Annotated in this window: 11 protein-coding genes; 5 read left to right on the top strand and 6 right to left on the bottom strand. The window is 73.9% G+C overall.

The genetic code is table 11. From position 1 onward, the window contains the following. Positions 1-121 precede the first annotated feature (121 nt). Together glnA (M3185_RS10080) and M3185_RS10075 are read left to right on the top strand one after the other, a co-directional pair. The gene (gene glnA, locus M3185_RS10080) at positions 122-1,462 is read left to right on the top strand and encodes a type I glutamate--ammonia ligase (protein WP_251333546.1); all 1,341 of its coding nucleotides are present in this window, start codon (positions 122-124) and stop codon (positions 1,460-1,462) included. A gap of 90 nt (positions 1,463-1,552) precedes the next feature. Further along, on the top strand, positions 1,553-4,624 hold the full coding sequence (locus tag M3185_RS10075; RefSeq protein ID WP_251333545.1) for a bifunctional [glutamine synthetase] adenylyltransferase/[glutamine synthetase]-adenylyl-L-tyrosine phosphorylase: 3,072 nt from the start codon (positions 1,553-1,555) through the stop codon (positions 4,622-4,624). 146 nt (positions 4,625-4,770) lie between these two features. Here M3185_RS10075 and glnA (M3185_RS10070) read toward each other — a convergent pair whose 3' ends face one another. Then, positions 4,771-6,195 (bottom strand): type I glutamate--ammonia ligase, encoded by a 1,425-nt coding sequence (gene glnA / locus M3185_RS10070; protein WP_251333544.1) that lies wholly within the window; start codon positions 6,193-6,195, stop codon positions 4,771-4,773. A gap of 208 nt (positions 6,196-6,403) precedes the next feature. On the opposite strand from glnA (M3185_RS10070), the gene M3185_RS10065 reads away from it, so the two are divergent. Next, on the top strand, positions 6,404-6,847 hold the full coding sequence (locus M3185_RS10065) for an RDD family protein (protein ID WP_251333543.1): 444 nt from the start codon (positions 6,404-6,406) through the stop codon (positions 6,845-6,847). Between the two features lie 89 nt (positions 6,848-6,936). Here M3185_RS10065 and M3185_RS10060 read toward each other — a convergent pair whose 3' ends face one another. The 3 genes from M3185_RS10060 to lipB form a co-directional block, all read right to left on the bottom strand. After that, on the bottom strand, positions 6,937-7,734 hold the full coding sequence (locus tag M3185_RS10060; RefSeq protein WP_251333542.1) for a DUF4191 domain-containing protein: 798 nt from the start codon (positions 7,732-7,734) through the stop codon (positions 6,937-6,939). Positions 7,735-7,860: 126 nt separating this feature from the next. Then, positions 7,861-8,868 carry a lipoyl synthase gene (lipA, locus tag M3185_RS10055; RefSeq protein ID WP_251333541.1) on the bottom strand — a complete coding sequence of 336 codons (1,008 nt, stop codon included), beginning with the start codon at positions 8,866-8,868 and terminating at the stop codon, positions 7,861-7,863. 70 nt (positions 8,869-8,938) lie between these two features. Continuing rightward, complete coding sequence (gene lipB / locus M3185_RS10050) at positions 8,939-9,640, bottom strand: lipoyl(octanoyl) transferase LipB (protein ID WP_251333540.1); 702 nt, start codon at positions 9,638-9,640, stop codon at positions 8,939-8,941. Positions 9,641-9,904: 264 nt separating this feature from the next. Here lipB and M3185_RS10045 point away from each other — a divergent pair, with 264 nt between their 5' ends. Both M3185_RS10045 and M3185_RS10040 read left to right on the top strand, forming a co-directional pair. Then, positions 9,905-10,378, top strand: coding sequence for a hypothetical protein (locus M3185_RS10045; protein WP_251333539.1), 474 nt, complete (start codon positions 9,905-9,907; stop codon positions 10,376-10,378). A gap of 5 nt (positions 10,379-10,383) precedes the next feature. Next, a complete protein-coding gene (locus M3185_RS10040) occupies positions 10,384-11,355 on the top strand; it encodes a hypothetical protein (protein WP_251333538.1) in 972 nt (323 codons plus the stop codon). Positions 11,356-11,392: 37 nt separating this feature from the next. Here M3185_RS10040 and M3185_RS10035 read toward each other — a convergent pair whose 3' ends face one another. Both M3185_RS10035 and sucB read right to left on the bottom strand, forming a co-directional pair. Then, entirely contained in the window at positions 11,393-11,740 is a 348-nt protein-coding gene (locus M3185_RS10035) for a hypothetical protein (RefSeq protein ID WP_251333537.1), read from the bottom strand. Between the two features lie 121 nt (positions 11,741-11,861). Then, positions 11,862-13,198 (bottom strand): 2-oxoglutarate dehydrogenase, E2 component, dihydrolipoamide succinyltransferase (sucB, locus tag M3185_RS10030; protein ID WP_251333536.1); only part of this gene is annotated, 1,337 nt, incomplete at its 5' end.

The raw sequence follows: 13,198 nt of genomic DNA, 5'->3' as shown, positions 1-13,198 counted from the left end.
GGCACCCCCGCGGGCGGGCCCCGGAGGCGCGTTAGAGTGGGCGGGACAGGGATCGACCCCGGCCGACGCCGCCCGTGCGGGCCGCCGGCGGCGCGGAGCAGGAAGACGAGGAAAGAAGACCATGGACCGTCAGCAGGAGTTCGTCCTCAGGACCATCGAGGAGCGCGACGTCCGCTTCGTCCGCATGTGGTTCACGGACGTCGTCGGCGCCCTCAAGTCGGTGGCCCTGGCCCCCGCCGAGGTGGAGGCCGCGTTCGAGGAGGGCCTGGGCTTCGACGGCTCGTCCATCGAGGGCCTCTCGCGGGTCTACGAGTCCGACATGCTGCTCCAGCCGGACCCCTCCACGTTCCAGATCCTGCCGTGGCGCGGGGAGACGGAGCCCACGGCCCGGATGTTCTGCAACATCCTCACGCCCGACGGCGAGCCGTCGGCCTCGGACCCCCGCGGGGTCCTCGGGCGCGTGCTGGACAAGGCCTCCGACATGGGCTTCACCTGCTACACCGCCCCCGAGATCGAGTTCTACCTCATGAAGTCCGACCAGCTCGACGCCGACGGCCAGCCCGTCCCCGTGGACCAGGAGGGCTACTTCGACCACGTCCCGGGCGGGGTCGTCCAGGACTTCCGCCGCAAGGCCGTCAACATGCTCGAGGCCGTGGGGATCTCCGTCGAGTTCTCCCACCACGAGGCGGGCCCCGGGCAGAACGAGATCGACCTGCGCTACGCCGACGCCCTGCAGACGGCGGACAACATCATGACGTTCCGCACCGTGATCAAGGAGGTCGCCCTCTCCCAGGGCCTCTACGCGACCTTCATGCCCAAGCCCTTCACGGAGCACCCGGGCTCGGGGATGCACACGCACTTCTCGCTGTTCGAGGGGGACACCAACGCGTTCTTCGAGGCCGGGGCCGAGTTCCGGCTCTCCCGCACGGCCCGCCACTTCATCGCGGGCATCCTGCGCCACGCCCCGGAGTTCACCTCCGTCACCAACCAGTTCGTCAACTCCTACAAGCGCCTGTGGGGCGGGGGCGAGGCGCCCTCCTACCTCTCGTGGGGCCACAACAACCGCTCCGCTCTCGTGCGGGTGCCCCTGTCCAAGCCGGACAAGGTCCAGTCCGCGCGGATCGAGTACCGCGGCATCGACTCGGCCACGAACCCCTACCTCTCCTACGCCGCGATCCTGGCGGCGGGGCTGAAGGGCATCGAGAACGGCTACGAGCTGCCCCCCGTGGAGATGGACGACGTCGCCGCCATGAGCTCGGCCGAGCGCCGCGCCCTCGGCCACAGCCCGCTGCCCTCGAGCCTCTACGACGCGATCCGGGAGACCGAGGAGTCGGAGTTCATGGCCGAGCTGCTCGGGGAGCAGGTCTTCGACCACTTCCTGCGCAACAAGCGCCGCGACTGGAACGAGTACCGGCGCGTCGTCACGCACTTCGAGCTCAGGAGCAACCTCGGCATCCTCTGAGGCCCCGGCGGGACCGCCCGCGGGCGGTCCCGCCGCCCCGCGCCCACCGTGCACCCTCCCGGTGCCCGACATCCCCGGACGGACCGCGCCATGACCCACCCTCCCCAGCCCGCGACGTCGCCCGGAGCCGGCGACGCCGTCGCCTCCGGGCGGCTCATCAAGGTGGGCTTCGCCGACACCCGCAACGCCCAGCGCTGGCTCGGCTTCCCGGAGCTGGCCGGGGTCGACCGGGAGCGGCTGCTCCAGGGCCTCGCGCTCGCCGCCTCGCCCGACGTGGCCCTGCAGCTCACCGTGCGCCTGCTCGAGCGGGTGCCCGAGCTCGCCGACCGGATCAACGCCGGCCCCGAGGCGTCCGAGACGGTCTTCCGGCTGCTGGGCGCCTCCGAGGCCCTGGGGGAGTTCCTGCTCCGCCGGCCCGAGCAGCTGGACCTGCTCGCCGAGCCCGCGGCGGCCGAGCCCGGGGAGATCCCGGCGGAGGAGTTCCGCGCCCACCTGCTGGCCGCCGTGGGCGCGGACCCCGCCGCCCGCACCCCCGTGGCCGGCGGCTCCGGCGACGACGCCCACAGCGCCCTGCGCGTGGCCTACCGCCGGGAGCTGACCCGCATCGCGCTGCGTGACGTCGGCGCGCTCTACCCGGCGGACTACATGCCCGCGGTGGGCCGGCAGCTCGCCGACCTCGCGGCCGCGGCGGTCGACGCCGCGCTCGCCGTCGCCCGCGCCGAGGCGGGCGGCACGTGGGCCCCGGAGCTCGTCGACCGGGTCCGGCTCGCCGTGATCGGGATGGGCAAGTGCGGCGCGCGGGAGCTCAACTACATCTCCGACGTCGACGTCGTCCACGTCATGGCGGTCGACGACGACCCCGCCGATTCCCTCGACGCGACCGAGGCGACGAACATCGCCACGGCCCTGGCCACGGGCACCGCCCGGGCGATCATGGCGCGCGGGAGCGAGCCCCCGCTGTGGGAGCTCGACGCGAACCTGCGGCCCGAGGGCAAGGACGGCCCGCTCGTGCGGACCCTGGACTCCCACGTGCGCTACTACGAGCGCTGGGCGGAGTCCTGGGAGTTCCAGGCCCTGCTCAAGGCCCGCCCCATCGCGGGGGACCCCGCGCTGGGCGCGGCGTACCAGCGGGCGATCGCCCCGTTCGTGTGGCGCAGCGCCGCCCGAGAGGGCTTCGTGGAGTCGGTGCAGGCCATGCGCCGCCGCGTCACGGACAACATCCCGGACGCCGAGCAGGAGCGCCAGATCAAGCTCGGCCCCGGCGGGCTGCGCGACGTCGAGTTCACCGTCCAGCTGCTCCAGCTCGTGCACGGGCGCACCGACGAGCGGGTCCGGACCCAGGCCACGACCGACTCCCTGGCCGCCCTGTCCGAGGGCGGCTACATCGGCCGCCGCGACAGCGAGCAGTTCCACGCCCACTACCGGTGGCTGCGCCTGCTCGAGCACCGGATCCAGCTGTTCCGGCTGCGCCGCACCCACCTGATGCCCCGGGAGGAGCGGGAGCTGACGGTCATCGCCCGCTCCGTGCGCGGTGCCGCAGACACGGCCCGCCCGTCCGCGGAGTCGCTGCTCGAGGACTGGCGCCGGGTCAAGCGGGACGTCCGCGGCATGCACGAGCGGATCTTCTACCGGCCCCTGCTGGCGGCCCTCGCCCACCTGCCCGAGACAGGCACGCAGCTCTCGCCCGAGTCCGTACGGGACCGCCTGGCCGCCCTCGGCTACCGGGACCCGAAGGCCGCCGTGCGCCACATCGAGGCGCTCACCCGCGGGGTGAGCCGGCGCGCCGAGATCCTGCGCACGCTGCTGCCCGTGCTGCTGTCCTGGTTCGCGGACGGGGTCGACGCCGACGCCGGGCTGCTGGGCTTCCGTCGGCTCTCGGAGTCGCTGGGCACGACCCCGTGGTTCCTGCGCCTGCTGCGGGACTCCAACGCCGCCGCCGAGCGGCTGTGCCACATCCTCTCGAGCTCCCGCTACGTCACCGACCTGCTGGAGACCGCCCCGGAGGCCGTCGCGTGGCTCGGCCACGACGACGACCTGTGCCCCGTGGCGTTCGAGACCCTGTGGAGCGAGATCCGCTCGCAGATGGCCCGCCACCCGGACTCCGGCGAGGCCGTGCGGATGATCCGGCTGATCCGCCGCCGCGAGGAGCTGCGCGTCGCGCTCGCGGACACCTCCGGGCTGCTCGACGTCGAGGACGTCGCCGCGGCGCTGTCCGACATCGACCGGGCCTGCATCCTCGGGGCCCTGCACGTGGCCGAGCGGGAGGTCTACGGCCGCTCGGGCCGGCTGGCCGACGTCCTCGTCGTGGCCATGGGCCGGCAGGGCGGGCGGGAGATCGGCTACGGGTCGGACGCGGACGTCGTGTACGTCTACGCGCCCGTGGACGGCGCCGAGCCCGGCGCGGCGCGGGCCCAGGCGGAGACGCTGCTGCAGCGCACGGTGCAGCTGCTCAAGGCCCCCTGCACCCCGCCCATCGTGGCCGAGCGGGTCCTGGAGATCGACAACGACCTGCGCCCGGAGGGCAAGCAGGGGCCCATGGTGCGCTCCGTGGAGGCCTACGCCGAGTACTACGCCCGGTGGGCCCAGACCTGGGAGTTCCAGGCGCTGACCCGGGCCCTGCCCATCGCCGGCAGCGACGAGCTCGCCGAGGCGTTCCGCCGGGTGGTCGACCCCTACCGCTACCCGGCCCGGTTCACCGAGCAGCAGCTGCTGGACATCCGGCGGATGAAGGCCCGCGTGGAGAACGAGCGGATGCCCCGCGGCGCCGACCCCTCCCGCCACCTCAAGCTCGGCCGGGGCGGGCTCTCCGACGTCGAGTGGCTGGTCCAGACGCTGCAGCTGCAGCACGGGCACCGGGTCGAGGGGCTGCGGACGACCGGCACGCTGACCGCCCTGCGCGCCGCCGAGCGGGAGGGACTGGTGAGCGCGGAGGACGCGGCGGCGCTGGCGGCGGCGTGGCGACTCGCGACGGCGGTGCGCAACGGCAACGTGCTGCGCACCGGCCGGGCCTCCGACGTGCTGCCCGCCAAGCGCGCCGACCTGGAGGCCGTGGCCCGCTGGTGCGGCTACCAGCACGGCGGGGCCGGGCGGCTCGAGCAGGACTACCTGCGCACCACCCGCCAGGCCCGCGCCGTGTTCGAGCGGCTGTTCTACGGGTCCTGACGCCGGGTCCTGACCAGCGCGGCGCACGGGCCCGCCCGGGCGGTCCGCGACCCGGACACGGGGAAGGCCCCGGACCCTGCGAGGGGTCCGGGGCCTTCCCCGTGCGGCGGGCGATCCGTGCGGATCAGACGCCGTATCCGTGCGGATCAGACGCCGTAGTAGAGCTCGAACTCGAGCGGGTGCGGCACGAGCGAGAGCGGCTTGAGCTCGTTCTCGCGCTTGTAGGCGATCCAGGTCTCGATGAGGTCCTCGGTGAACACGTCCCCGGCCAGCAGGAACTCGTGGTCCGCCTCGAGGGCCTGCAGGGCCTCCTCCAGGGAGCCCGGGGCCTTCTTGATGTCCTTGGCCTCCTCCGGCGGGAGCTCGTAGAGGTCCTTGTCGATCGGGTCGGCCGGCTCGATGCGGTTGCGGATCCCGTCCAGGCCCGCCATCAGCTGCGCGGCGAACGCCAGGTAGGGGTTGCACGAGGGGTCCGGGGCGCGGAACTCGAGGCGCTTGGCCTTCGGGTTGGTGCCCGTGATCGGGATGCGGATGCCGGCGGAGCGGTTGCCCTGCGAGTACACCATGTTGACCGGGGCCTCGAAGCCCTTGACCAGGCGGCGGTAGGAGTTCACGGTCGGGTTCGTGAACGCCAGCACGGCGGAGGAGTGCTCGAGCAGGCCGCCGATGTACCAGCGGGCGAGGTCGGACAGGCCCGCGTAGCCCTTCTCGTCGTAGAACAGCGGCTCGCTGCCCTTCCACAGGGACTGGTGGCAGTGCATGCCCGAGCCGTTGTCGTTGAACACCGGCTTCGGCATGAAGGTCGCCGACTTGCCGAAGGCGTCCGCGGTGTTCTTGATGACGTACTTGAACTTCAGCAGGTCGTCCGCGGCCTTGGTGAGGGTGTTGAAGCGGTAGTTGATCTCGGCCTGGCCGGGGGCGCCCACCTCGTGGTGGGAGCGCTCGACCTCGAGGCCGACCTCGTCGAGGGCCACGCACATCGCGTCGCGCAGGTCGGCCTGCTTGTCGACGGGGGACACCGGGAAGTAGCCGCCCTTGGTGAGGGTCTTGTTGCCGAGGTTGCCGCCCTCCTCCTTGCGCCCGGAGTTCCAGGGCGCCTCGTCGGAGTCGATGGAGTAGAACGAGCCCTGCGGCTGGACCTGGAAGCGCACGTCCTCGAAGATGAAGAACTCGGCCTCGGAGGCGAAGTTCGCGACGTCCGCGATGCCGGTCGAGGCCATGTACGCCTCGGCGCGCTCCGCCACGCCGCGCGGGTCGCGGTGGTAGGGCTCCCCGGTGCGCGGGTTGACGATCGAGCAGGTGACCACGAGGGTCTTCTCGACGCGGAAGGGGTCGACGAACGCGGAGGTCGGGTCCGGGATCAGCTGCATGTCGGACTCGGCGATGCCCTGGAAGCCCCGGATGGAGGAGCCGTCGAACAGCTGGCCGTGCACGAAGAAGTCGTCGTCCACCGCTTTGGCCGGGAGGTTGAAGTGCTGCTGCACGCCGGGCAGATCCGTGAACCGGATGTCGACGAAGACGATCTCCTCGTCCTTGATGAACGCGAGGACTTCCTCGGGTGACTGGAACATCAGCTGTTCTCCTTCATAGGTGGGCTGGACAACCGGGCCGTGGCCGTGCGCGGCGCCCTATTCCGGAGCCCACGCTACGGACACGGCATTAAGGCCCCGTATCCCGGGTGTTTCGGCGATGTTACACGCGCCCGGCGCCGCCGTGGCGTGCGCCCGGTCCGGGGACCCGCCGGAAGGGCGGGTCGGTGCCGGCCGATACCCTGGGACCATGATCGACAGACGCGACGTGGGCTCCTGGCTCGAGGGGCCGCAGACGGGCCAGCAGTACCCGGGGCAGCGCCTCGGCCGGCCCGCGGAGGGACGGGGTTCCGTCGGCCGCTTCGGGCGGCGGGCCGTGGCCCTGGTGGTGGACTGGTACCTGTGCTGGGCGGTCGCGCAGTGGCTGGTGCCCCAGTGGAACGAGCACGGGCTGATGACCCTCGTCCTGCTGCTCGTCCTCAACGTGCTCCTCGTCGGGACCCTCGGCCACACACCGGGCCACCTGCTGGTGGGCCTGCAGGTCCAGACGCTCGACGGCCGGCCGGCGGGCCCGGCCCGCGCCGCGCTGCGGTCCCTGCTGCTGTGCCTGCTCCTGCCGCCCGTCGTCTTCGACGCCGACCAGCGCGGGCTGCACGACCGGGCCGTGGGCACGCTCGTGGTCCGCGTCCGCTGACCCGCCGCCCCGGCACGGCGGGCCGGCAACGACGACGGCGCCCCTCACCTCGGGAGGTGGGGGGCGCCGTCGTGGTGGCGGAGCCGGGCTCAGCGGCCGCGCATGGCCTTGCGGTCCGGCCGGGCGCGCATGGGATCCACGCCCTTGGGGATCGGCAGTCGGTTGCCGAGGGTGCTCATCCGCTTGTGCACCGTCTGCACCTCCTGCTGGGTGAGCTTCTTCTCCAGCTTCTTCATCTGCTTGGACAGCTCGCGCAGGGGCACCTGGCCCTCGCCCTTGCCGGTCTTGATGACGTGGATCGGCACGTTCTGGATCACCGGTCCGATCCGGCGGCGCTCCTTGGAGACGAGCTTGTCCACGCGGCCGGCGGGGCCCTCCGTCACGAGCACCACGCCGGGACGGCCCACGGCCCGGAAAACGAGGTCACGGGTGCGAGGGTCCATGGCGACGGGCTGCTCCTCGACGATCCAGCCGCGGCGCAGGGCGGAGAGGGCGGCCCCGGCGGCGCCGGGCTGGTCCTCGATCCGGGCGAACGCGGCGCGCTCGGCCCGGCGGGAGAGGTAGAAGGAGGCCGCCAGCACGGCGAAGGGCAGGCCGATGAGCAGCCAGGTGATCCAGTTGCCGACCAGCACGCCGATCAGCAGGAACACCAGCAGGACGCCGAGGCCCAGCAGCAGCATCCACCACCCGATGTTCGGCTCGGTCTCGCGGGTCATCCCGTAGACCTGCTTGATCTGCCCGAGGAAACCGGGGCCCTTGGCGGCCTTCCGCTGCTTCTTCGCCTCGCGCTTCTGCGCCCGGGTCGGCTTCTCGGCCGGCTTGTCGGACGGCTTCCCGGAGGAGGCGGATCGCGACGTGGCGCGCGACTTGGCGTGGGAAGGTGACACGGTGAGACCTCGTCCTGTGGTGCGGTGGCGGTGGTTCGGGGACACGGCGGCGGGCGCGCCGAAGCGCGCCGTACCCGGCCCGTCCTCCAGTTTAGCGGGTGGTCGCGGCGTCGAGCGGCCGACGGCTCAGCCGAGCCGCTGCACGAGCGAGGACGCCTCCTGGGAGGCGCTGCCGGTGTCCTCGATGTGCGCCAGGTGGGCGGGGATCTCCCGCCCGGACTTCTCCATGGCCCGCGCCCACAGGCGTCCGGCGCGGTACGAGGAGCGCACCATGGGACCGGCCATCACCCCGAGGAAGCCGATCTCCTCGGCCGCCGCGGACAGCTCCACGAACTCCTCGGGCTTGACCCACCGGTCGATCGGGTGGAACAGCGGAGAGGGCCGCAGGTACTGGGTCAAGGTGATGATGTCGCACCCGGCGTCGTTGAGGTCGCACAGCGCCTCGTGGATCTCCTCGGTGGTCTCGCCCATGCCGAGGATGAGGTTGGACTTCGTGATCATGCCCGCCTCCTTGCCCTGGGTGATGACGTCGAGGGAGCGCTCGTAGGTGAACGCGGGGCGGATCTGGCGGAAGATGCGGGGGACGGTCTCGACGTTGTGCGCGAACACCTCGGGCTGCGCGTCGATGACCTGCTGCAGCCGGTCGGGCTTGCCCTGGAAGTCCGGGATGAGGATCTCCACGCCGGTGTTGGGGTTCAGGGTGTGGATGGCGCGGATGGTCTCGGCGTAGAGCCACGCGCCGCCGTCCTCGAGGTCGTCGCGCGCCACGCCCGTGACGGTCGCGTAGCGCAGGCCGAGCTCCTTGACCGACTCCGCGACCTTCCGGGGCTCGGTGACGTCGAGCAGGTCCGGCTTGCCGGTGGCGATGTCGCAGAAGTCGCAGCGGCGCGTGCACTTGGACCCGCCGATCAGGAACGTGGCCTCCCGGTCCTCCCAGCACTCGTAGATGTTGGGACAGCCCGCCTCCTCGCAGACCGTGTGCAGCCCCTTGCCCCGGGCGAGGGACTTGAGCTCCTGGAACTCCGGGCCCATGCGGGCGGTGTTCTTCAGCCACGAGGGCTTCTTCTCGATCGGCGTCTGGGCGTTGCGCGCCTCGACGCGCAGCAGGCGGCGGCCCTCGGGGGCAACGGTCATGGTCGGTCTCCTTGTCGAGATGTCGACGGTGGTGCGCTGTGGGTCCCGGTGGTCCCGGGGACGGCGCAGGTCAGCTGACGGCGGTCGGCCAGGGCAGCGGGCCGGGGGTCCCGGACGGGGTGAACTGTTCGCACAACTCGTCCTGCCGGGCGGATATTTCCTGTTCCATGCGCCCCGCCACCATGGCGGGGGTCACGCGCCGGCCCGTCTCCTGGGAGATGCTCGTGACGGAGGCGTCGGTGATCCCGCAGGGGATGATCTTGCCGAACGGGCGCAGGTCGTTGGAGCAGTTGAGCGCGAAGCCGTGCAGGGTCGCCCGCCGGGAGACCTGCACGCCGATGGCCGCGATCTTGCGGTCGGGCCCGCGCTCGTCGGCGAGCACCCAGGCCCCCGAGCGGCCGTCGACGGTGGTGGCCGCCACGCCGAAGTCGGCGACCACGGCGAGGATGATCTGCTCCAGCTGCCGGACGAACCGGACCACGTCGATGGGCACGGGCAGCCGGACGATGGGGTAGCCCACGAGCATCCCGGGGCCGTGGTAGGTCAGCTTGCCCCCGCGCCCGATCTCGACGACCTCGGTCCCGTCGTACGGGTACTCGTGGGCCTCGGTGCGCCGCCCGGCCGTGTAGACCGGCGGGTGCTCCAGCAGCAGCACGGTGTTGGCCCGCTCGCCGGCGACGACCTGACGGTGCACGTTCTGCTGCAGCTCGAGGGCCGCCCGGTAGTCGACGAGGTGCGGGTCGAAGCCGAGGCGTTCGAAGGAGAGGGGCATGCCCCCCAGCCTACCGCGCGGGCGGGAGGCCCGCCGGGGCCGGGGCTGTGGACGGCCCCGGCGGGCGCGGGCGCCGCCCGGGCATCCTGGGCCCATGGACCACAGCGCAGGCGCCGCGCCGGCGGACCCCCCGATCCCGTCCGTGCCCCGTCCCCGCGGGAGCGGCTGGCCGCCGCTGCGGGGGGCGGTGCCCGCGGCGGCGCGGCGCCGTCCGGGCAGCCCGGCCGTGCGCCGCTCCTGCCGGAGGCGGAGGGGCTGCAGAGCGTGCGGCCGCTGGGGCGCAGCACGTGGCTGGTGCGCGAGGAGCGCTCCGGGGAGGAGTTCGTGCTGCGCGTGTGCGCCCGGGGCGGGGCGGGACCAGGCCTCGCCCCGGCCGTCGCGCGGGCGGCGGCCGGGGACCTGGCGGGACGGCAGACGCCCCACCTCGTGGCGGTGCGGGCCCTGCTCGGCCCCGCGGCCACCCCGGTCGGGCTCGTCGAGGACCGCCTGGCCGCCGGCTCCCTGGCGGAGCGGCTGGCCCGGCGCGGACCGCTCCGCGCGGACGAGGCCGCCGAGGTGCTGCGCGGGGCCGCCGCGGGCCTCGCGGCGCTGCACGCGCTCGGGGCTGGTGCCACGGGCGCCTCACCGCGCGGCAGGTCCTGTTCCGGGGTGAGGGGACGGACGGCGTCGCCCTGGCGGGGGCCGCGGTGCCGCCCGGCGGGGGCGGCGGCCGCCCGGAGGACGACGTCCGCGCCCTAGGCGTCGTGGCGTGGACGGCGCTCACCGGCCGGGTGCCGGGGCCCGACGGCCACCGCGTGCCGCTGGCCCTGCTGTGTCCGGCCGCCCCGCCGGAGCTCGTCGGCTCGGTGCAGGCGGCCCTCGCCGTCGAACCGGCCGACCGGCCCACCGCGGCGGCGCTCGCCGCGGGGGCCGCGGCGTCCCCGGCCCCTGGGTCCGGGCGGGCGGCGCCGGGCCGGGCGGTGCCGGGCGGGGTGGACACCGGCGCCCGGCGGCCCGGGCGTGCGCGTCGGGCGGGGGGCCGCGCGCGGGCCGGCGCCCGGCGGTGGCACGGGCGCCTGTCGGTGGCGGCCGCCCTGGTGCTCGCCGCCGCTGCCGCGGGCCCGCTGCTGGTGCCCGAGGAGGACGGCCGGTCCGCTCCCGGGAGCCCGCCGGTCCCGGGAGTGTCCGCGACTCGACCGGCCGGTGTCCCCGGGGCCGCCGGGACGGGGCCGGCGGAGGACCATGACCCCGGGCACCGGTCGGCGGAGGACACGCGGACGGGCCGGGAGGCGGATGGCGCCGTGGCGGACGGGGCCGGCGAGGCCCTGCGGGAGCTCGTGGCGCGGCGGGGGCGGGCCCTGCGCACCGGGGACGCCCGGCTCCTCGAGGAGGTCTACGCCCCCGGCAGCGCGACCCTGGAGGCGGACCGGCGCACGCTCGAGCGGGCGGACCGCGGCGGCGGGTACCCGTTCGCCGGACTCGTGCTGGAGGTGGCGGCGGTGCGCCCGGCCGGTCCTGCCGCCCCGGCAGCCGGCGTCGTCGAGGTCGTGGCCGAGGTCCGCACGCACGGCTACCGCGGGGACCCGGGCGCCGCCCCGTCCGTGGTCCCGGCCGGCGACGACTGGGTGCAGACCGTCGACGTCGTCCTCGTGCGCACCGCGCGGGGCTGGCGGCTGCGCGACGTGGCACCCGCTGCTGCCGCCGGGGACCCGGCGACGCAGGACCCCCGGCGCTGAGGGGCAGCACCGGGGGTCCGGACGGGGCGGAGCGGGATCACCAGAGCGTGGCGACCGCCATGTTGATCAGCGCGGACCCGCCCACGGCGTGGGCCAGGCCGGTCGAGACCGTCTCGCCGCGCCTGGTCCTGCGGTGCCCGACGAACGCCGCGACCGCCACCACGAGGGCGATGAGGAGCTTGACCGTGATCTTCGTGCGGTTGACCTCGCCGTCGCCCATCTCGTGGATCCCCACGAGCAGCACCCCGGTGACCAGGCTCAGCAGGGACGCGTGGAACTGCCCCGGCGAGACCGTGGGGAGCTTCAGGGTGTAGATCCACGTGCCCACGATGATCGCGGCGCCGACGAGGTGCAGGAAGACGAGGAGTCCGGTCAGGAAGGTCATGCTCCGAGCCTATCGGAGCCGTCCGGGACGACGGCGGGAGGGCGTGCCCCTGTGACCAGGAACACGCCCTCCCGTGCTGCGGTGGTGCCGCCGCGTCAGCGGCCGGCCGTCAGCCGAGTCCTCAGAGCCCGACCTCCGACTCGAACCGGCCCTCCTCGAGGCGCGCCTTGAGCGCCTGGAGGAAGCGGCCCGCGTCGGCGCCGTCGACGAGACGGTGGTCGTAGGTCAGCGCCAGGTAGCACATCTGACGGATGGCAATCGTGTCGTTGCCGTCGGCGTCGGCGACGACCATCGGCCGCTTCACGATCGCGCCCGTGCCCAGGATGGCGACCTGCGGCTGGTTGATGATCGGGGTGTCGAACAGGGCGCCGAAGGAGCCCAGGTTCGTGATCGTGAAGGTGCCGCCGGTGAGGTCGTCCGGCGTGATGTTGCCCTCCTTGGCGCGCGCGCCCAGGTCCGCGATCTGCTTGGCCAGGCCGCCCAGGTTGAGGTCCCCGGCGTTCTTGATCACCGGCACCAGCAGGCCCTTCGGGGTGTCCACCGCGATCGCGATGTTCTCCGAGCCGTTGTAGACGATCTCCTTCTCGGCCTCCTTGAAGGTGGCGTTGAGCTTGGGGTGCGCCTGCAGGGCCTCGGAGACCGCCTTCGCGAAGAACGGCAGGTAGGTCAGCTTGGCGCCCTCGCGCTGCTGGAACTTCGCCTTGGCCCGGTCGCGCAGCACGGCCACGCGGGTCATGTCGACCTCGATGACCTGCGTGAGCTGCGCCGACTCCTGGAGGGACTCGCGCATGCGCTGGGCGATCGTCATCCGGATCCGCGGAGCCTTCTCCGTGGTGCCGCGCTTGGCGTCCGGCTTGGGGGCCGGGGCCGCCTGCGGGGCCGGGGCGGCCGCTGCCGCGGGGGCCGGGGCGGCCTGCGGCGCCGGGGCGCTGTCCTTCTTCTTCTGCTCGGCGGCGGCCAGCACGTCCTGCTTGCGGATCCGCCCGCCCACGCCGGTGCCGGTGAGGGTGGAGAGGTCGATGCCCTCCTTCTTGGCGAGCTTGCGCACCAGCGGCGTCACGTACGCGGTGCCGTCCCCGGAGGGGGCCCCGACGTTCTCGGTCCGGGCGCCGTCGCGCTCGGCGGCGTCCTGCTGCTTTTCGCCGGAGGTCTCCGCGAGCACGGGCTCGTCGGTCTTCACCAGGGCCTCCTCGCGGGAGGTGGCGGGCTCCGGCGCGCCGGCGGCCGTGCCCTCGTAGCCCTCGGCGCCCGCCGCGGGCCCGGCGGGCGACTGGGCGGGAGCGGTCTGCTGCGCAGCGGGGGACTGCTGCGGGGCCGACTGCTGCGGGGCCGACTGCTGCGGGGCGGGGGCGCCGGAGCCGATGACGGCCAGGACCTGCCCGACCTCGGCGTCCTCGTCCTCCTGGACCCGGATCTCCAGCAGGGTGCCGGCCACGGGGGAGGGGACCTCGGTGTCGA

This window comes from Kocuria rosea, assembly GCF_023715525.1.
GTDB lineage: Bacteria > Actinomycetota > Actinomycetes > Actinomycetales > Micrococcaceae > Kocuria > Kocuria rosea_A.
This window is presented reverse-complemented; position numbering and strand designations above follow the sequence as displayed.